Below are 20,250 nucleotides of genomic sequence, written 5' to 3'. Positions count from 1 at the left end.
AACCATCTATTTAACAAGCGGCTGTTCAATATAGACATCATTCCCTAACTTTTGTAGCAGCGAACGTTGTCTAAAAAAGATTCTTCAATGCCTGAACCGTACAGTTTGCGAGGAAGCAAGCTAGCCAGAGAGAATTGGTAGATACACTGATACTCCCTATCTAATCGATTTTTTATTAACTTTTTGAAACAGCACTCTTGCTATCATAATTGCTTGAAACAAGCTTAAAGTGACTGCAACAAAATAGTTATAGATGCATTTTTTTGGAGCGCAGTTTTCTACAGGATTTCTCTTCAAAAAGTAGGTAAATTGTTTGTTTCTAGTTCTGTGCTGAATTTCACACTGAATTAAGAAACTGCAAATAACTATTGCTTAGCTCCTTGACTGCCAATTCGTAAAATTGTCTGCCGTGTTCTGGGGTTGCCAGATTAGGGTTAGAACCCATACGCCCATCGGGGTAACGCTGTCGAAAATTAGCAGCCCCATAAATGGGATGTCCAGAGGCAACTTCGGGCGACAGTTCAGCTTGCTTGATTGCTTCAGGGTAAACGTATTGGGTCAATGCAACTTCGCTAGGAGTAGCGTGAGAGCCTTCCTGTGAACCATATAGCTCTCTGGCCAAGTGCTGCACTGAGCTACAAGTAAACCAGTTAGTAAGGCGGCACTGCACCTGATCGGCATTCGGTAGATTTAAGTCTGACAAAACGGCATAGCTTTCAGAGAAAGCAGCCTTGAGCGTAGCGATATTACCACCGTGTCCGTTAATGAAGAAGAACTTTGTAAACCCCGCTCTGGTCAAACTGATCAGGTAGTCTCGGATTACTAGAATCAGGGTGCTGGGGCGTAGACTGATACTGCCTGGGAAAGCAGTGTGATGCAGTGCCATGCCTACATTGATAGTTGGGCCAACTATCGCTCGAGTAGAGTCTCCTACGCCACGAGCGATCGCCTCAGCACAAATTGCGTCCGTGCCAATCAGTCCACTTGGTCCATGCTGTTCCGTTGAGCCAATCGGCAAAATGATGCCTTGAGATTGGGTCAAGTAGGCTTCTACTTCAGTCCAGGTGCTGAGATGCAATAACATGTTTTTTTCGGTCCGTTGTCTTCAATCAAACAAATGAGCTAATCCTAATTTCTCAGAGCTTCAAAGTTTGCAGCTTTATATAGGAATATGAACGGTCTAAACCTGCAACGCAAAAATTTCAAATAATGTCTCAAAAATTTCACTAAATCTTGACTCAGCTAGTTCTATGCTAGCGTTGTAGCTTCTAGCCCAGATTCTGGTCGATTGATCCCCAAACTTTGCTCAACAGTCGCTAGAATGATGGGTAAAGTTAGATGTTTTAAACTTAGCCATTAGGCGTGAACTCTAGCAAATCGGCTTAACCGTGTTCTAAGCGCCTAACCCTGAAAGCTAACACATCTGGCAATTTGTCCTCATATTATCCCTAGAATGCAAACTTGCCCCCTTCACAAGTCATCCAACTCAAGCTTTAATTGCCTTAAATTCGGTTGCGATCGCCTTGAGTTGAGTTCCCTAAAATTTTACTAGCTCTATGATGATCACTTTAACGGCTGCTTGTGATTCTGGAAGAAGCCCTGAGAGCGTTTCCTACCGCTTGATCCAAGCTCGGCTTCCCGACGCAACCAGCACGCTATCTGTGAGCGACACCTCGTTATTGAGTGCTACCTCATAACACTATTTCGTTGAAAACGGGTTGTTAGCAGCCTACCTGTTTAGAAATTTCTATTTCTGGTCAAAATTTCATTAAGCCCCATTTGACATGGCCAACTAGACCAGATTTGCTGCAAGACTTGAAAGCTATATTCAGTAGTTCAAGAGTCGCGGCTTGGTCAAGTATTTGAAAGTTACCTGCTCAGGAGGAGCGATATATGCTACACCGCAAGATCTACCAACTCTGTTGTGATGGTCGCGAGGTCTGGATTTTCTTGCGGGATCAGCAACGCTGGATTGAACGTGCCCGCATCCTTGATATTGAAGGAGATCTGGTCACGCTCCGCTACGAGACGGAAGAAGAGGATGAAAGCTGCTCTTGGGAAGAAATGGTTCGACTAGAGAGCATTGGAGCAGTTACCCAAAAACTAGCCACTGTTCCTAGAGGTGATGTTGAACCAATGGTTTCTGATGATTGTCCTGAAGCCGAACAGATCCGCAATCGTCATCCAGAATCCAACCCAGAATAACCAAGATTGAGTCATCTTTCGGGGTATAAAGCCCTGTGTTCTTCTAAGTCAAGTTTGCTGTTCTCGTACAAATAAGGAATGGGGTAAGGTTTAGCCTTACCCCATTCCTTTTGCTTTGGCGTGAGCAAAGCTTCTCAGGCTTCAAGCTTAGTTTTCTGCGTCGTCGAGCATTCCTTCTATGGCTGAGGGGCTAAATTCGAAGGCAGGACAGTAGCCTTCTGGTGTGACTTTAAAGCCAAACAAGGGAGAAGCTTGATTCCAGCAACGCTGTCCCCGATAGTGGAGGCAATTTTGACAGCACTCGATGCTGACGGAGACTTTTGTTTCGCTATCTCGGCTAAGTAGCTCTCGCTGGGATAGCCCACGTAAAACCAGTTCTTCGCCTTGCCAGCGGGCTTCTACTAAACCTGTATCAGCAAAATTTTGCCAGCGTGGATCAGAAGTTAAAGCATCGGGCAGCGTTACCATGATTGCCGTTTCAAGTTCAGTTAACTCTCCTTCGTAGTGGGTTTCTGGTGCAGCAGGTTGCAGGAAGGTTTCACCCACTGGCAACTCGACTCGCACTCCAGCAGCAGGAGAGTGCAGATGATAGCGATTTTGTAGCTCCTCCAAACTAGTCAGATCTGACAGATAGGTTGGAGAACCATGAACAAAAACAATATGTTGAGGGCGCAGGTTGTGAATTAGCTGAGTTGTGCCGGGACCATCACAGTGATCGCCCAGTAAGTAGGTATCTACGAGCAGTTGTCCTGCCTGAATTTGAGATTGCAGAGATTTGGAGGTTTGCAGCTTCTGCACGATGAAAGATTCCACTGAATCCACGCGACCTGGGTATTGGGGCAGCAGCAGCAGCCAGGGTCCAGTGTCGGGGTGGCAATATTGGCTGAAATTTGCTGACTTGTGAGTGAGGATGATACAGGGATGATTGAGTTGAGGTGCCGTTTTGCCATTATTTGGTTCATGGCTCAGCCGTCGAACCCGAGGACGAATGCGCTCGTCCCAAAAGAGCGGTTGATGGCGAGCAAAGTTCTGAACAGCGCTAGGGAAATAGGACAGAAGGTCAAGGTAAGCATCACAGCCTGCTGCGACAGTGTTATCGACCCAGATATCAAGATTGCGACCGGTAAAGTGGTGGTGGCTTCGCAACAGCATCAGCAATTCTTGTCCTAACCCCAAAGTTGGAGTGGGCAGCAAAACAGATTGCTGCTCGGCGATCGCCCGATTAATCCTCTCGGCAAGCTGGTTTTCTTGCTGACGGCGATGAGGGTGGCGGGCTGTGCCATAGGTGCCTTCAACAATTAGAGCGTCGGGTTTAAGCCCGCGCAATTCTTCTAGGGGAAGTCCCTCAACCAGGCGGGAGCTAGAGAGCAAGAAATCTCCCGTGTAAAACAGGGTATAGGGGCGTTCAGAGGTGGTGTAGGTGAGCAGCAGCGCAGCAGCCCCGGGTAGGTGACCGGCGGGGTAAAGTTCCGCACTTAGCCCATCTAGAAACTCGACGGGCGATCGCCAGGGTAATGCATGGCAAAACATCGGCACGTCTTCACCCAACCAGTTGAGCGAAAGCAGTTGGGCCGTGACCTCACTGGCATAAATCGGTAGTTTTGGGAAAGTCCGATGCAGCGCTAAAAGCCCTCTGGCATGATCGGGATGAGCATGGGTGCAAAGAACCAAATCTGCTGGAGGTGCCTGCTTGGAGCTATCTTTAAACAAAGACAGATCTTCTAACCCACAATCTAGCAGGACTCGATAGGGTCCCATTTGCACCAACAGGCAAACCCCTTCATCTGCATGACCAACTGCATAGGGCAAGCATTCTAGTTCTGTCACGGTAAAGCCTCCCTGCCATTGTCAGGGCACCAAACGTGAGGCTGTCCTCGCCGTCTAAAGACTAGTGAGCGGAGCCGTTGCCGTGATAGTTGTCGGTATCGTAAAAACCGTTGCGTGTGCCAAAAAACAGACAGGACAAAATGAAGATAGGGGTCAGCGCCAATAAAATTAGTTTGACATCCATGTTTTTCTTTTGCGTCTCGCTTATACAAGGGGTTACACAAAAAGCTGAGTGACACTCAGTCAGCGTGAGCTAACGGAGCAGCAAAATCGAGCAATAGCCAAATTTATGAGAATTTGAGCAATTAAAGAATTTGAGTTAGATGTTTAAACGGTCTGATTAGACCTGTTCCAATCCTATCAAGTTAAAGCGCGATCGCAAAATTTGTGAATTCAATTCTGCCACAGCCATCCTCTGAAAATTCGGCTCAAAATGCTCGTCAACCCATTACCCCTGAGTGGTTGTCCCGTCCCTCGACGGAAGTTGCTCCAGATTTACTGGGCTGTACTCTAGTTCGTCAGGTTGAATCTGGACAGATTTATCGGGGATTGATTGTTGAAACAGAGGCATACGCCCCTGGCGATCCAGCTTGCCATGCTTACCGACGACCGACCAAGCGCAATCAGATAATGTTTGGGGCTGCTGGCATGACTTACGTTTACCTAATCTATGGAATGTATCACTGCCTGAATGTAGTGACCGATTTGGATGGGGTACCCAGTGCGGTATTGATTCGGGCGCTGGAATTGGAAACGGTGCCGCCCTGGAGCGATCGCCAAACAGAACGCAAACTCAACCGGATTGCAGCCGGTCCTGGTAAACTGTGCCGTGCCTTCAACATTGACTTAAGCCTAAGCGCTCAGGCGCTTTCACCTCGACAACCGCTTTGGCTAGAGCATCGCAGCCCGACCTTTGAGCACAAGTTGGAGCAGGGGGCGATCGCCTTTGTCCAGACAACTCGCATTGGGCTAACCCAAGGTACAGATATTCCCTGGCGGTGGTATATCAAAGACTGTCCAGCAGTCTCCAAGCTTTAGCAAAGCTACTACAGGGCTGACCTCCTACATGAATCACTCTTTAAAGCATGAATGGCAGCGCGGCTCCGCCGTGCTGCCATTCACCCCAGAAATCCGTTGTCAGGCAGGCAATAGGCGTAGAATTTTTGCTACGACTGCCAAGCTTTCCTCATACAGCATGTCTCGCCCCCAGCGCTGTAGCTGCTGGCTGAGTAAAGACTCTGCCCGTTGGTCAGACATCGGAGTTACCTGCTCGGTGCGACAGGCTTGAGCGCTTCCTCCAGCCTCCATTCGCATACAGCCCGTTGTTTCAGAGCAGAGAATGGTGCAGCAATCAGCATTTAGGTTGGTCGAAGTCAAACGCAGTCCAACCATATCACCGGGAATCTCTCCCCAATCAGCCGTAGGAATAGCCGCCAATTCTGCTTCTATCTGCCGACCGTTAGAACCGTTGAACTTGACGTGTTTCAGGTCGTAGTCGCCTCCCTCTTCAGTGAAGGCAACGGGTTCCCACTCTAGCCGACTAGCAAGCCAACCTAAGAACATCAACGCCTGAGCCGCGTTTCCTTTTTCGTAGTCAATGGTGACTCGATCGACTTCTCCCAGGGCAGCTCGTCGCTCTGGGGGGTCAAATGCAGCAGCCGTGAGTTCTTGCCAGGAAGCAAGCCGATGCCAGTTCAAGTCAGCAATATAGGTTCTTGCTTCAATCAGCTCCTGCATCTTGAGAAATTCGGATTCTGGATCGCTGAAATAACAGGAATCAAGAATGAGGCACTGGCAGGACGTTGACAGCCGTTTGAAAAGTTCCTGCTCAGGATTGGGCGTTGCTTTCCACCAGACAAACTTGGGCAGTTCGGGGATCATCAGAGAAGCAACGAGATCAGTGACCCGTTCCAGTGCTGCTTTAGTGCCGCGCAGGGTAATGTACTCACAGCAAATCAGATTGCTAGCGCTACTTTTTTGAATTGGACAGTAGGCAGACACTTGAGCAGTCACACCCTCATCTTCTCCTAGTACCGGAGAGAGAGTAATGATGCGACAAGGGTTTTGAGCAGCGATCGCATCACTAATGCTAAATCCTCTAGCGTTAATATTTGGAATCTCTATCCGCTCGGCAGGCTGCTTGGCAAATTCTTCGCGTAGCCGTGCCAAGGTTTCAGAATCAACCCGTCCAGTCACCCGTAGCCCATAGATTTTCTGAGCTTCTGTAATTGCAGTTTTGGTGAGTGGTCCATGAATGCCATCAATGGGCCCATCATAAAAGCCAAGAGCTGCCAAGAGCTGCTGAAATTCTTCTGGTTCATAGACGACCATGCTAAACGTAGCGGCACGAGTGGCACCACCACCGCTCTGGCTACGCCAAATTTTGCCAAGCTCTGCCTCAATCTCGTCGAGGGAGATATCCTTCGGTTTTTGTAGGGCGACGATTGGGGTTGTCATTTGTCTCGTTTAGGTTAGTGATGAGTTGTAATAAATTGAAATACTGAACTGGAACTGTTGACAAAAGCAAAATCAGAGATAGAGCCAGTGAGATCAAAATCCTCTAACTTTCCCCCAGCCTCTCACCTAAAGCCTACGCCAGTTTCGCCCGTCCCGGTTCAGCAGCATTTCAGCTTCAACGGGTTCCCAGGTGCCAGCCTCATAAAGGGGAATCACTTCTGCAGGAGCAGGAGCATCCCAGACTTCTAGCAGCGGCGTGAGAATACGCCAGGATGCTTCTACTTCGTCACCCCGAGTAAATAGGGTTTGATCCCCTAACATACAGTCAATCAGCAACCGCCCGTAAGCGTCTGCATTTGCCTGACCAAATGCCGTGTCGTAGCGGAAGTCCATATCGACAGAGCGAGTTCTGAGTGAGTTGCCCGGAGTCTTCACCTCAAACCGCATTGAAATTCCTTCATCAGGTTGAATACGCAGAGCTAGCACGTTGCGATTCACCTGCTTTGAGGCAGACTGAAACATCAGGTAAGGAACCTCCTTGTACTGGATGGCTATTTCAGTCACCTTTTTAGGCATCCGTTTACCCGTTCGCAGGTAGAAAGGCACTCCCTTCCAGCGCCAATTATCAACGTAGAGCTTGAGAGCAGCATAGGTTGGAGTTGTGGATTTAGGATCAGCACCTTCCTCATCCCGATAGCCAGGGACAGATTTTCCTCCCATCCAGCCTGCGGTATATTGCCCTCGAATAGCTGAAAGTTCCAGATTTTCTAAATCTGCCAGGTGGGTCGCTTGCAGCACTTTCACTTTCTCATTGCGAACACTGTCAGCATCGAGAGAGTTAGGAGGCTCCATTGCTGTCAAGCAGAAAAGCTGCATCAGGTGGTTTTGCACCATGTCTCGCAATGCACCTGCTGATTCGTAGTAGCCTGCTCGTCCTTCTAAGCCAACGGTTTCAGCAACAGTAATCTGGACATGGTCGACAAATTGACGGTTCCACAATGGCTCAAAAATCGCGTTAGCGAAGCGAAAGACCATCAGGTTTTGAACCGTTTCCTTACCTAAATAATGATCAATCCGGTAGATCTGTTCTTCTGAACAAACCTGACGTACCACTCGATTAAGGACCTGAGCCGAACCCAAATCTCGACCAAATGGCTTTTCGATCACCAAACGCTGCTTGTGGGGCTCGCTTAACATCCCTGCATTACCAAGCTGTTGGGCCGCTTCTGCAAAGAACCGGGGCGCGACCGACAGGTAAAAGACCCGATTTCCTCGGGTGCCTCGTTTTTCGTCTAACTCACTTAAAAAGGCTTTGAGCTTCTGATAGCCTGCCGGATTGTCAATGTCAGAGGCACAGTAATACAGCCCTTTGGCAAAGTCTTCCCAGGCTGCCTCTGCGCCGAGTCCACCGCCGAATTGTTCGACCCCTTCTCGAAGATGTTCTCGAAAGAAGTCGTGGCTCCACTCTCGTCGGGCAACTCCTACGATGGTTAACTCGGGGGGTAGCTTACGCTCCAGCTTCATCTGGTAGATAGCAGGAACAAGCTTACGCTGAGTCAAATCGCCAGATGCACCAAAGATCACGAGAATTTGGGGTTCCGGAATCCGGTCTTGCTGTAAGCCAACGCGAAGGGGGTTTTCGAGCAGAGTAACCATAGAAGGAGGGGAAGTAGGAGTTTGGAGATTTGAAGTAGAAGTTTAGAGGCTTGAAGTATGAGTTTTGAATAAAGAGCACTTAGCTCAAGATTCAAAACTCATACCTTAACTAACCTTTCTATGAGACGGGAGCGAGGTGATCGACTTTCTCCTGAAGAGATTTCATCAGGGACTCAAAGGGCTTGACGAATTTGTCGATTCCTTCGGTTAGCAGTTCGTCCATCACTTCGTCGAGGTTGATGTCGATGTCTGGGTCTTTGAGGCTTTCGATCAGGTTGTAAGCTTTGTCAACGTCAGTTTCAATGCGGCTAGCGACATCGCAATGATCTGCACAGGCCTCAATTGTAGCGGGAGGTAGAGTATTGACTGTTTCGGGCCCTACCAATTCGTCTACATACATGACATCGCTGTAGTCGGGATTCTTGGTGCTAGTGCTGGCCCACAGGAGCCTTTGTACTTTTGCGCCCTTGGCGGCTAGTGCCTGCCAGCGATCGCCCCCAAAAATCTTTTTGTATTCCTGGTAAGCAATTTTGGCATTGGCGATCGCCACTTTACCCATAACCTGTCTTAGCTTGGCTTCTTTCTCCAGGCGATCGGTGCCTTCCTTCAGCTTTTGCTCAATCCGCTCGTCGATGTTGATATCAATGCGGCTGAGGAAGAAACTGGCGACGGAGGCAATTTTGCTGATGTCTTCGCCTTTAGCAGCCCGTGCTTCTAGCCCTTCAATGTAAGCCCATGCCGTGTTGATATAGCTTTGAACTGAGAACAGCAGCGTGATGTTGACGTTGATCCCCTCGGCAATAGTGGCTTTTACTGCAGGCAGACCGGACTCAGTGCCGGGGATTTTGATCATCACGTTTTCTTTGCCGATCGCCTCGTAATAGCGCTTGGCTTCACTGGTGGTCATCTCAGAGTCGTGAGCAATTGAAGGCGGCACTTCAATGCTGACGTAGCCATCTAAGCCATTAGACGATTCGTAGACCGGACGCAGGATATCGCAAGCATTACGAATGTCATCAAAAATTAGTGACTCGTAGATCTCCTGCACCGACTTACCCGCCCGGATGCCTGCTTCAATGTCGCCGTCATAGACCGCGTTTCCGGCGATCGCCTTTTCAAAAATTGCTGGGTTAGAGGTAATTCCAGAAATTCCTTTTGTCTCAACGAGCTGCTTCAATTCGCCCGATTGAATCAAGTCACGGCTTAAGTTGTCCATCCAGATACTTTGACCGTACTGCTTGATCTCAAGTAGATGATTTGTTTCTGTCATTACAAATTCGCTCCTAATTAGATTCTTTGTATCAAACGTGATTCACTTACCCAGCGGCTCTGTTCAACGATTTCCTTCAGTTATCACAATCGAGCAGCAGCCATTTGGTCTTGCTGATCTCTTGCGCGTTCCTGAATGAAAGATTCAACCAGCGCAACGTCTTCCTTGCTGCCAATAAACAGCGGGGTGCGATCGTGAAGCTGCTTGGGGATCACATCCAGAATGTCCTGAGTACCAGTGCTGGCGCGTCCGCCTGCCTGCTCCACTAGAAAAGCTAACGGCGCAGACTCATACAGCAGCCGCAGCTTTCCTTCTGGCTTTTTCACTGTCCCTGGATAGAGAAACACCCCACCCTGAAACAAAATTCGATGAAAATCTCCCACTAGCGCTCCGCCATAGCGAGCTGTATAGCCCTCATGCCGATGCACGTAGCGAATATAATCTCGAATCGACTCATCCCACTGCCAGAAATTGCCCTCGTTCACGCTATAAACAGGGCCGTGCTCAGGAATACGAATGTCTTCACTGGAAAGAATAAATTCGCCCAAACTGGGGTCTAAGGTAAAAGCGTGAACTCCTTTGCCAATGGAGTAGACCAACATGGTGCTGGGACCGAACAGCACATAGCCTGCGGCGATTTGTCCACGTCCATCTTGCAGCAAATCTTGAGCCGTTTCGTCAAGATCCTCGCCTTCCTGCCTGCGAATCGCAAAAATTGCTCCCACATTCAGATTGATATCTACGTTGGAAGAACCATCAATCGGGTCATAAAGCAGAGTGTAGCGACCAACGGGACAGTTTTCAGGGATGTAGTAAGGCTTTTCCATCTCTTCAGAGGCTAGACGGCAAACCAAACCGCTCTGCTCAAAGACCGAAATGAAGACCTGATTAGCATAAACGTCCATCTTTTTGACGGACTCTCCTTGCACATTTACCCGTCCAGTAAAACCCAACGCATCTTCAACTAGCCCTGCTCTGGTCAGGCGACGGGCGATTAACTTAGCGGCAAGCGCAACCCGAGTCATCAATGCACTTAAATCCTGAGCTTCGGATGAAAAACTCTGAAGCTGCTGCAAAACGTGACGAGATAGAGTGGTGCAATCGCGATCGAGAGAGCGGTCTTGGGTCGGGGCCTGAGCTAACGGTTGTTCCGCATCAGCCATAAAATTCCTTCCTCCGCGTCTGCATTTGTAGTTCAAGCTGCAATCAGGCAACCAGTTGAATGCCTTCAATATTGCAATGCCTGAGTGCCCTTATCTTCTATCTTAGGAAGGCATCTCTAGAACGGGGCTGAACTTTAGACGAACTATAGAAACTTGGGGGAAAACTTACGGTTTTGCGAGATTGGGCAAGAACTTAAAAGCCTGATCGGATGAAATCTGTGATTTTTAGTAACAATATCTACCGTTTTGATCGGGGCGAGGGTGCCCACGTCCGTCTCTTACTGCTCCTAATAGGGTAGAGACGACGGCACATCGTTTGATTTTGCCGCCGCTCGTCACAGTAGACAAGGTTAAGCGCCCTAAAATATTTGCGTGACCTTTGTGATTAAATTGAGTTCTGTAAATTCCGCTAGATGGCACGAAGGTTGTGGCGTCCACATCAATTCGTACACCCGTGTTTAAATTCTGCCAGTTTGCTAAGGCTGGAAGCGTTGTAACAGGATGGATAGCCCACTGTACTGTACCGTTAACGTCTCGAAAGCTTGCTTGCCAACTGACACGATGTCGAATCGCTTCACGCTGCGCTTGACGGATGATTTGGTGAACTTGACTGCGGGCTGTGTTGACCTGGGAAGTGTGATAGAGGGCGAGGCCGGAAGGTGCGGCGATCGCTGCCAAGATTCCCATTATTGCAACCACTACTAAAAGCTCTTGCAAGGTGTGCCCTCTAGTCAGCTTCCGAGTTTGTTTTCTAGAAGCAACAGCTTCAGTTCTTTGCAGGAAACAAAGCGCAGCGCGGCGACCAACTTTCATGACAACACCCTGGTGACTGTAAGACTGCAAGCTTTACTTGCGAATCACCCTCAGCATTCCCATTCATTCTTTTTTGTAACGATGTAATTCCTACGAATCCATGACAATGGATGGCTACAGCTTTGTTAACGCCGCACTAGGGAATCGATACAGAACGCAACAGCCGCTCAACTACCGCTTTTGCCTTGCGTCCCCCGGTTGGGATTAACCGATGCGACAGAACATGAGGCGCGAGAAACTTAACATCATCCGGTATTGCGTAATCTCGGCCCTCCAAAAAAGCCAATGCCTGAGTGGTTCGGTGTAGAGCGACTGCGCCACGCGGACTCACTCCCAGCATGACTTCCTCATCCTGACGAGTTGAGCGCACCAGATCAAGAATGTATTGCTGTAAGTGGGTTTCAACTTTCACTTGAATGCAAAGATGACGAAGGGCTTTCATATCTTCCAGAGAAACGCAAGGCTGCAATTCTTGAGGAGTGACATCATGGCTGAGCCGTTGCAGCATCTGCAATTCTTCAACCTCACTGGGATAGCCCAACGAGAGAGAGATTGCAAAGCGATCCATTTGGGCCTCGGGCAATGGGAAAGTGCCCTGATACTCAATTGGGTTTTGGGTTGCAATCACAAAAAAAGGAGCAGGCACAGCACGAGAAACGCCATCTACTGTTACCTGCTGTTCTTCCATTACCTCTAATAAGGCTGACTGAGTACGGGGCGTTGCCCGATTAATTTCGTCTGCCAGCAGTATATTTGCAAACACTGGCCCTGGCAAAAATTCAAATTCACCGCGACTTGGGTTCCAAATGTTGGTACCTGTCACGTCAGTTGGCAAAAGGTCAGGAGTACATTGAATGCGCTGAAACTTGCCGTCAATTGAGCGAGCCAGAGACTTTGCCAATAGGGTCTTACCGACCCCAGGCACGTCTTCGAGCAGAGCATGTCCTCCCGATAAGAGAGCAACCATCACCAGCCGAATTGCATCCGTTTTTCCAACGATAGTGCGCCCCAGATTTTGCGTTAGTCGCTCGATGCTCTCTCTCATAAACCTGTTAGATACCCTACAATCCAAATTCCATCTATGCCTAACCTAAACGACTACTCTCTGTCCAGGATTTTTGTAATAGGTATTACTTTCGAGGAGATTGTAATTGATCAAACTCCTGAAGAGGCAGCTGGAGCGGCAGCAAGGATAGAGCGAGCGCTTGTGGAATCGGACTGAATTTGTGCCTTTAATTCTTCCAGGGAAGCAAATTTTTGTTCTGGACGCAAAAATTCTGCAAGGCTTACGGTTAACGTTTGCCCATACAGGTCGCCTGACCAGTCCAGCAGGTGGACTTCCACGGTTTGCTGAACTCCGCCTACGGTAGGGCGATGACCGAGATTCATCACACCAGGTAGCGCCTGTGCCAAGTGATTGGATGCAGAAGGGTCAGTCGGTTTAGACAAGTAAACCCAAACGCAGTAGACTCCCTGACGCGGTAAAAACTTCTCAGCAGGAAGTTTTAGGTTAGCTGTAGGAAAACCAATCGTTCTGCCTAGCTGCTGCCCTTCAACGACTTGACCAACCAGGCTGTACGGTCTGCCTAGAAGCTGATTGGCTTTGGCGAGGTTCCCTTCTTGAAGCGCCTGACGAATTGCAGAACTGCTAATTCGCTCCCCCTCCGCAGTGTGAAGGGGAACGACTTGTACCTGAATGTTGAAGGGAGTGGCGATCGCCTGCAAATCTGTTGCTGTTCCTGATCGCTTGCGTCCAAAACAAAAATCCTCCCCCACACTAACCTGCCGAGCCTGCAAATGCTGTACTAGAACCGTTTCAACAAATTGCTCAGGAGTCAAATCAGCCAGCGCTCGATCAAAAGGCAGCAAAACTAGCTGCTCAACCCCTAACTTGCTTAGATAGGATGCCTTTTCGTCCAGAGGAGTGAGCAGAGGACGGCTTTGTCCCGAAAAAAACTCTTGAGGGTGGGGGCGAAAGGTGACGACCGTAGGACGCCCTGTCTCGGGTGCAGCTAAGGCAGCAGACAAGATAGGTTGGATAACCTGCTGGTGCCCTCGGTGCACACCATCAAAATTTCCCAGAGCAACGAGAGTTGGAGATTTAGCTGTAGTCAGAGAAGAAGTGATCCACACGCTTTACATTCTGACATACATCTACTTGTTGCCCAACTTTTGAAGCAATTTTTGAAGCCAAAATGAGGCTTAGATTTGGGCAGAAACTTGCTTTTCGGGTCTAGCGATCGCCCCTGCCTCAATCGAACTATTGCTCGAACCATTGGTATGATGAGCCTCAGAGCCATTTGAATTTGCATTAGCCCCGTCCCCATTTGCATCAGTCGCAACTGCTGGAGGCGTAAGCAACAGCTCTAGACCTTCCCAGGCGACAACGCTATTTGGAAATTGCTCAGCCGTTTGCTCTTTCACCCGATCCATAAAGTCATCGCTATGCAAAGGATCGTGGTGGAAGATTACCAGCTTTTTAACGTTCGCAGCCTTCGCCACTTTGACAGCTTCTTGCCAGGTTGAATGTCCCCAGCCAACCTTACTCGACTTCTCAGAGTAATATTCCTCATCGGTGTAGGTTGCGTCGTAAATCAAAATGTCGGCTTCGTGCGCCAGCCACAGGACATTCGGATCGAGGCGATCGGGGAAATGTTCAGTATCGGTAACGTAAGCTGCCACACACCCCCGCCAGTTCACTCGATAGCCGACTGCCTCACCGGGGTGATTGAGCAGTGCGTTTTCGACGAGAATATCGTCAATCTGGACGGGCTCGCCCACCGCAATATCGTTAAATTCCAGCTCAGCCCCCATTATTTGCAGCGGCACCGGAAAGTTGGGGTGAAGCATCTGGTCGTTTAACCGCTGCTCAATAGTGGAACCGTTGGGCGCGACTGCTCCATAGATGTGAAAACGATTGCCCCTAATAAAAGCTGGGACGCAGAACGGGAACCCCTGAATGTGATCCCAATGCGAGTGGGTGAAGAACATGTACGCCTCAAGCGGCATTTCTCGGAGAAGGGTTTGCCCTAACACTCGCAGACCCGTTCCGCCGTCAAAAATGAGGCGATGACCACCAACCCGCATTTCTACACAAGACGTGTTGCCGCCATAGCGTACCGTCTCTGCCCCTGGGCAGGCAATGCTTCCTCTCACACCCCAGAAATGAACTGTAAATTGGTCTTGCATGTTAGACATGAGTATCTCTTTCTGGATTCCACCGAGTCTCAAAAGATGAGTTTCGATTCCAAGCGTCCACAACCTTAAATCCTAGTTAACCCAGATCTTGTAGACACTGCCCTGGGAACATAACCTCTGTTGCAGATTGGTAGAAAACTTTACGAAGCACCCACGCCCAAGGTTTCTAAACCAGCAGACAGGTACTTCAACCCGGTCGGACTGCTGCCTACTGCTTCTAGTTTAGACTGTTTTCTCACTATCAATCTTGAGAACTCATAATATCTACCAAATCAATCACCCGATTCAGGGATTTTTGAAAAAATTTAGCTGCCAATCCTTCAAATTTGCTAGTCCTAGCTTACACGTTAAGTTGTACTGGAGTGGTGTGACTGTGATGTAATTTTGACGAATTGCCTGTACATCAGTCATTGTTTGATTTGCCCACTCTAGATTAAGGTCAGGTACACCCGCCATTGTAGTTATCTGATCCGGTTCAGAAATTTCTTCGATTAGCTCTCCAGCCAGCCAGTAATAGGTTTTGCCTCTAGGATCGATCCGCTTTTCAAACGTATCGAAATAGCGGCGGATTCCTTGACGAGTCAGTGCAACCCCGATAATGTCTTGCTGACGAACTGCTGGAATATTGACATTGAGCAGCATAGCGGAAGGCAAGGGTTGTCTGGAGATGCGATCGACTAGGGTTTGAGCAAAATTCGCAGCAGGCTGAAAGTCTTGAGTAGAAGAACTAGCTAGACTAAAAGCGATGCTGGGAATCCCCTCTATCAGTCCTTCCATTGCAGCGGAGACTGTACCGGAATAAAGCACATCCGTTCCTAAGTTAGAGCCATGATTGATCCCTGACAAAACGATCTCAGGGGGGCTATCCATTAGTCCTCCCAGGGCTAGCTTGACGCAGTCAGAGGGGGTGCCCGAACAAGCCCAGGCTCTCACGGTTGGGTGAAAAATTGAATCGATTGCCTCTACCCGAATGGGGTCATGAATGGTCAAGCCGTGCCCAGTGGCTGAGCGTTCGCGATCGGGACAAACGACTGTAACTTGATGCCCAGCGGCTGCTAGGGTATTTGCGAGGGTACGAATGCCTTGGGCAAAGATGCCGTCGTCATTACTAATCAGCAGGTTCATGCAGTCACTTGTGATAATTAAAGAGATAGACTGAGGTATGCTGGCATCGTATCCCAGCCCTTGTCCGCATGACTATTTTGACGATTACCTTAGGCCACTACGAGCATGACCACACAGCTTAGCGAGCTTGAGTCTCAACTAGCAACTTTGCGCCAAGAAGCTCAGCAGGCGATCGCCACTGCCGAAACTCTGGAGCAACTTGAGCCACTGCGGATTAAATATCTGGGCAAAAAGGGACAGCTTCCTCAGGTATTGGGCAATATGGGCAGACTGGATGCGGCGGAGCGCCCCCGCATTGGGGCTCTGGCGAATGAAGTCAAGGAAGCGCTGCAAGCAGCCCTTGAGCAGAGACGGACAGCCCTGCAAGCAGCCCAAATTGAAGCCCAACTAGAAACTGAAACCCTGGATGTAACGATGCCAGGGGTGTACATACCGCAGGGACATATCCATCCCTTGACTAGTACGATTGAGCGATCGCTAGATGTGCTGGTGGGTTTGGGCTATACCGTAGCCCAAGGCCCGGAAATGGAAACCGACTATTACAACTTTGAAGCGCTGAACACTCCCGCTGACCATCCTGCCCGTGACATGCAGGATACCTTTTACCTACCCGATGGCAATCTGCTGCGAACCCATACCTCATCGGTGCAAATTCGCTACATGGAAGCCAACGATCCGCCCATTCGGGTAGCAGCTCCGGGACGTGTTTATCGGCGAGATACGGTTGATGCAACTCATTCTGCCGTGTTTCACCAGCTCGAAATTTTGGCTGTTGACGAAGGGCTGACTTTCACCGACCTGAAGGGCACGATCAAAATCTTCCTGGAGTCAATGTTTGGTGATGTAGAAATTCGCTTTCGTCCTAGCTTTTTCCCATTCACAGAGCCATCTGCTGAGGTGGACGTGCGGTGGCGGGGTCGTTGGCTGGAGGTGTTGGGCTGTGGCATGGTCGACCCAAACGTGCTGAAAGCTGTGGGCTATGACCCTGAAGTTTATACAGGGTTTGCGGCAGGCTTTGGCGTAGAGCGATTTGCAATGGTGCTGCACCAGTTGGATGATATTCGCCGTTTGTACACCAGTGACCTGAGATTTTTGCGACAGTTCTAGGGCGACAGTTCTAGGGCGCAGTTTGCAGGTGCGTTTGGAGGAATTGGGTGGCAGCTTGAGCATCTAGGGGTGGACTGAGCCAATAGCCTTGCATCTCTCGACAATGGAGCGATCGCAAGCAGTTCATCTGGCTCTCAGTCTCCACCCCTTCCGCCACGACTGACAGCTTGAGTCCTTGCCCTAACGCAATGATCGCCGTGATGATGGCAACATCTTCGGGATTGTCTGTCAGATCTTGAATGAAAGAGCGATCGATCTTGAGTGTATCGAGCGGAAATTTCTTCAGGTAGCTAAGCGACGAATAGCCCGTGCCGAAATCATCCATTGAGATGCGAACTCCCATTGCCCTCAGCTCATGCAGCATACCGATACTGAAGTCGATATTTCCCATAGCTGCAGTTTCAGTAATTTCTAGCTCAAGCAGTGCAGGACTGAGTTCGCTAGTCTGGAGAACTTCCATGATTTTCTCTGTGAGTTGAGGCTGTTGAAACTGGCGCACCGAAAGGTTAACAGCCATCCGAACTGGGGGTAAATTCATTGCCTGCCAAATTTTGCACTGAGCACAGGCAACTTGCAGTACCCATTCTCCAATCGGAATAATCAAGCCATTTTCTTCTGCCAAACCAATAAATTTTTGAGGAGGAATAATGCCTAAATCCGGATGCTGCCACCGCAGCAGCGCTTCCATTTGGGTGATTTGGCCTGTGCAGACGTTGATTTGAGGCTGGTAGTAGATGACAAACTCTTGCCGCTCAAGCGCACGATGCAGGCTGTTGTCTAGAATCAGCAGCTCAGACACCTCAGAACTAATCGCCGCCGTATAAAACTGGTAATTGTTGCGTCCTTGATCTTTGGCGCGATAAAGCGCAGCATCCGCGTTTTTGAGTAGCGATTGGGCATCTGTACCATCTTGGGGAGAAATCGCAATGCCAATACTGCTAGTCACATAAAGTTCGTGTCCTTCCAGGTTAAAAGCTGGCTGCATCACCTCAAGAATGCGCTGAGCAATCTGAGCAGCATCTTCAGCACAGGTCACTTGGGGCAACAGCAGAGTGAACTCATCCCCTCCCCACCGGGCAACAATATCGCTTTCCCTAATACAACTAATCAAACGCTGGGAAGAGTCTTGGAGAAGCTGGTCGCCAATTGCATGTCCCAGGGTGTCGTTAATGGTTTTGAACCGATCTAGATCGAGAAACATCACCGCGATCATGCTTTGATGCAGTTGTGCCTGAGTAATCGCTTGCTCCAGGCGATCGCCAAATAAAATGCGGTTGGGCAAGCCCGTCAGCAAGTCATGAAACGCTTGATAGCGAATCATATCTTCTGTCCAACGGCGCTGTAAAACGGCTCCGATGCTGGCAGCGATCGCCATCAAGATCGACTCTTCATTCTTTGACCACTCCCGCTCTGAGTGGCAATCATCTAGCCCAATGTAGCCCCAAAACTTTTCCTCTACGAAGATCGGCACCATCAGCATAGATAGAATTTTCTCCTGGCTCAGCAGCTTTTGCTCTGCGGGGGGGAGAAAGCGGACGATGCCGGCAATTGACTGACCCGCTGCCAGGGTTCGATACCAGCGACCTAGCCCAGAACTGATGTAGGGCAAATTTTGCCAGCGCGACTGATGCAAAATTGGAGGAATCTCTGGGCGAGTCCACTCAAACCGAGTACTTATCGCAGTTTCGCCCGTTTGAGGATGAGCATGATTCTCAAAAATATAAACCCGGTCAACCTGAGCCGCAGTGCCCAAAGCAGTAAGAGATTGGGCGATCGCCTGTTCGCAGTCTGAGTTGGTCAGCAGATAATGCGTTGCATCTGCAACACCTTGAAGCAAACTATCGCGCCGATGCAGCGCAACCTCAGCCCGTTTGCGCTCAGTAATATCCTCTACGGTGCCTTCACAGCCCAGCAGTTGTCCCTCCGCATCTCGAATCGCCCGAGCGTTTTCTAAGATCCAGATTTTGTTGCCGTCTCGCCGATATATTTCAGATTCAAACCCGCGCACGACATCCTGTTCTTGCAACAACCGGATAAATTCAGTGCGGCGATCAGGATTGACATAGAGTTGATGCTGAATATCCGTGAGGCTGTCGATTAACTGCTCCACCGAGTCATAACCGTAGATCCGAGTCAGCATTGGGTTAACCGTCAGGTACTGACCATCAATCGAAGATTGAAAAATTCCTTCAACGGCATTTTCAAAAATACTGCGATATTTTTGCTCAGCCTGTTTCAATGCCTCCTCAACTCTGCAACGCTCGGTGATGTCTTCGATCGTTCCCAGTAGCCCGATCACCTCACCTACCGCATTGCGAATTGGAATTTTGCTGACCTCTTGCCAAATTTGCTGTCCGTCCAGACAAATTTCAGATTCAACCAGACGCAATATTGGGGTGCCTGTTTCTATCACCTGACGGTCTTCCTCAACGTAGCTTGCTGCTTCCGTCAAGGAGGGAAAATCGTAATCCGTTAAGCCCACAACATCTTTGGGGTCGCTTATTCCTCGCGCCTCCGCCCATTTACGATTACAGCCCTGATAAACAAAGTTTCGATCTTTCCAGAAAATTTTTGGCAAGATATTGTCCAACAGCAAGCGCAGAAATTCTTCTTTCTCTTGAAGATTCTTTTCGGTTTGCTTGAGCTGCATCAGCATTCCCAGAGGAGCAGCGATCGCCCGCACCAGCTTCACTAACTGCCAGTCTTCCTGACGAGAATCTTGCATGAAAAACACCAGCACAGCAAGAACTCGTCCATCTGCAACGACTGGAATTCCTAAACCTGACCTTAAGCCAGCGGCGATCGCCAACTCCACCCGTGGAAAAGCAGTTTCAGTCTGCCAGGAAACATCAGAATCCCACTCTGGCTGCTGGCTACTCCAAACCCGACCTGGTAACCCAACTGTGAGTGGAAAAGTCAGCGTTTCACTAAACTTCCGAAACTGGAGGATTGCCTGAGACGTGCTGCTGCTATGCCAAATTGGGCTACAGGTCAGCACCTCTGCTTTAACATCAGGAATCCAGGCTTCTGCCAAGGCCCAATCTGTGAGCCGACAAACCTGCTGCAAAACAACTTCGAGTGCTGTTTCAAAATCGGGAGAAGCCCCAATCGAAAGCGTTAATGTTTGCAGCAAATGGGCAGTCGTAGCACCCAGATCAATCGTTCGCCTCCTTTCTTTCGCGGTCATTATCTCAACAATGAATTAGTGGCAAGGTAAGCACGAAATAGCCAAATCGATCTAACGAGAACCGTTTGGTATGGGGAAACAATATGAATCTCAGTAGGTGAATATCAGGAAATGAAGGAAGTGAATAAGTAAGGAGGATAGAGTGCAACAGATGTAACTTAAAGCGCTCAACCTACCCAATTTAGAGTTATAAAAGACTTCCCAGCCTCCTAAAGGTAGGTCTAGATAGAAAAGGACTGTAA

General features: G+C 49.2%; 16 protein-coding genes. 3 read left to right on the top strand and 13 right to left on the bottom strand.

What is annotated here, in order from left to right:
- Positions 1-337: 337 nt before the first annotated feature.
- Positions 338-1,084: a creatininase family protein gene (locus H6F88_RS28340; RefSeq protein ID WP_190646157.1), complete on the bottom strand. Its 747-nt coding sequence runs from the start codon at positions 1,082-1,084 to the stop codon at positions 338-340.
- 809 nt (positions 1,085-1,893) lie between these two features.
- Here H6F88_RS28340 and H6F88_RS28335 point away from each other — a divergent pair.
- A complete protein-coding gene (locus H6F88_RS28335) occupies positions 1,894-2,205 on the top strand; it encodes a DUF6679 family protein (protein ID WP_190646156.1) in 312 nt (103 codons plus the stop codon).
- A 147-nt stretch (positions 2,206-2,352) separates the two neighbouring features.
- Here H6F88_RS28335 and H6F88_RS28330 read toward each other — a convergent pair whose 3' ends face one another.
- Both H6F88_RS28330 and H6F88_RS34210 read right to left on the bottom strand, forming a co-directional pair.
- Positions 2,353-4,032, bottom strand: coding sequence for an MBL fold metallo-hydrolase (locus tag H6F88_RS28330; protein WP_347277757.1), 1,680 nt, complete (start codon positions 4,030-4,032; stop codon positions 2,353-2,355).
- A gap of 61 nt (positions 4,033-4,093) precedes the next feature.
- Positions 4,094-4,216: a hypothetical protein gene (locus H6F88_RS34210; protein WP_277881944.1), complete on the bottom strand. Its 123-nt coding sequence runs from the start codon at positions 4,214-4,216 to the stop codon at positions 4,094-4,096.
- 263 nt (positions 4,217-4,479) lie between these two features.
- Between H6F88_RS34210 and H6F88_RS28325 the strand changes: the two genes are divergently transcribed.
- A complete protein-coding gene (locus H6F88_RS28325) occupies positions 4,480-5,070 on the top strand; it encodes a DNA-3-methyladenine glycosylase (protein ID WP_347277760.1) in 591 nt (196 codons plus the stop codon).
- A gap of 99 nt (positions 5,071-5,169) precedes the next feature.
- Here H6F88_RS28325 and opcA read toward each other — a convergent pair whose 3' ends face one another.
- The 9 genes from opcA to surE all read right to left on the bottom strand — a co-directional run bounded on the left by opcA (position 5,170) and on the right by surE (position 15,714).
- A complete protein-coding gene (opcA, locus tag H6F88_RS28320; protein ID WP_190646155.1) occupies positions 5,170-6,489 on the bottom strand; it encodes a glucose-6-phosphate dehydrogenase assembly protein OpcA in 1,320 nt (439 codons plus the stop codon).
- Between the two features lie 126 nt (positions 6,490-6,615).
- Complete coding sequence (gene zwf / locus H6F88_RS28315; protein ID WP_190646154.1) at positions 6,616-8,145, bottom strand: glucose-6-phosphate dehydrogenase; 1,530 nt, start codon at positions 8,143-8,145, stop codon at positions 6,616-6,618.
- Between the two features lie 118 nt (positions 8,146-8,263).
- Positions 8,264-9,415 carry a transaldolase gene (gene tal, locus H6F88_RS28310; protein WP_190646153.1) on the bottom strand — a complete coding sequence of 384 codons (1,152 nt, stop codon included), beginning with the start codon at positions 9,413-9,415 and terminating at the stop codon, positions 8,264-8,266.
- An 83-nt stretch (positions 9,416-9,498) separates the two neighbouring features.
- Entirely contained in the window at positions 9,499-10,578 is a 1,080-nt protein-coding gene (gene fbp, locus H6F88_RS28305) for a class 1 fructose-bisphosphatase (RefSeq protein ID WP_190646152.1), read from the bottom strand.
- Positions 10,579-10,803: 225 nt separating this feature from the next.
- Positions 10,804-11,391, bottom strand: coding sequence for a type II secretion system protein (locus H6F88_RS28300; RefSeq protein ID WP_190646151.1), 588 nt, complete (start codon positions 11,389-11,391; stop codon positions 10,804-10,806).
- Between the two features lie 136 nt (positions 11,392-11,527).
- The gene (locus tag H6F88_RS28295) at positions 11,528-12,436 is read right to left on the bottom strand and encodes a MoxR family ATPase (protein ID WP_190646150.1); all 909 of its coding nucleotides are present in this window, start codon (positions 12,434-12,436) and stop codon (positions 11,528-11,530) included.
- A 110-nt stretch (positions 12,437-12,546) separates the two neighbouring features.
- On the bottom strand, positions 12,547-13,524 hold the full coding sequence (locus H6F88_RS28290) for a bifunctional riboflavin kinase/FAD synthetase (protein ID WP_190646149.1): 978 nt from the start codon (positions 13,522-13,524) through the stop codon (positions 12,547-12,549).
- A 69-nt stretch (positions 13,525-13,593) separates the two neighbouring features.
- On the bottom strand, positions 13,594-14,589 hold the full coding sequence (locus H6F88_RS28285) for an MBL fold metallo-hydrolase (protein ID WP_190646148.1): 996 nt from the start codon (positions 14,587-14,589) through the stop codon (positions 13,594-13,596).
- A gap of 285 nt (positions 14,590-14,874) precedes the next feature.
- Complete coding sequence (gene surE / locus H6F88_RS28280) at positions 14,875-15,714, bottom strand: 5'/3'-nucleotidase SurE (RefSeq protein WP_190646147.1); 840 nt, start codon at positions 15,712-15,714, stop codon at positions 14,875-14,877.
- Between the two features lie 105 nt (positions 15,715-15,819).
- Here surE and pheS point away from each other — a divergent pair, with 105 nt between their 5' ends.
- On the top strand, positions 15,820-16,821 hold the full coding sequence (pheS, locus tag H6F88_RS28275; RefSeq protein ID WP_190646146.1) for a phenylalanine--tRNA ligase subunit alpha: 1,002 nt from the start codon (positions 15,820-15,822) through the stop codon (positions 16,819-16,821).
- Positions 16,822-16,831: 10 nt separating this feature from the next.
- Here the strand turns inward: pheS and H6F88_RS28270 are convergent, their stop codons facing one another.
- The gene (locus H6F88_RS28270) at positions 16,832-20,008 is read right to left on the bottom strand and encodes an EAL domain-containing protein (protein ID WP_190646145.1); all 3,177 of its coding nucleotides are present in this window, start codon (positions 20,006-20,008) and stop codon (positions 16,832-16,834) included.
- Positions 20,009-20,250 lie beyond the last annotated feature (242 nt).

The sequence above is a fragment of the Oculatella sp. FACHB-28 genome, assembly GCF_014696015.1.
Lineage (GTDB): Bacteria > Cyanobacteriota > Cyanobacteriia > Elainellales > Elainellaceae > JAAUTN01.
Note: the sequence above shows the minus strand (reverse complement) of the source record. Positions and strands in the feature narration are given on the sequence as shown.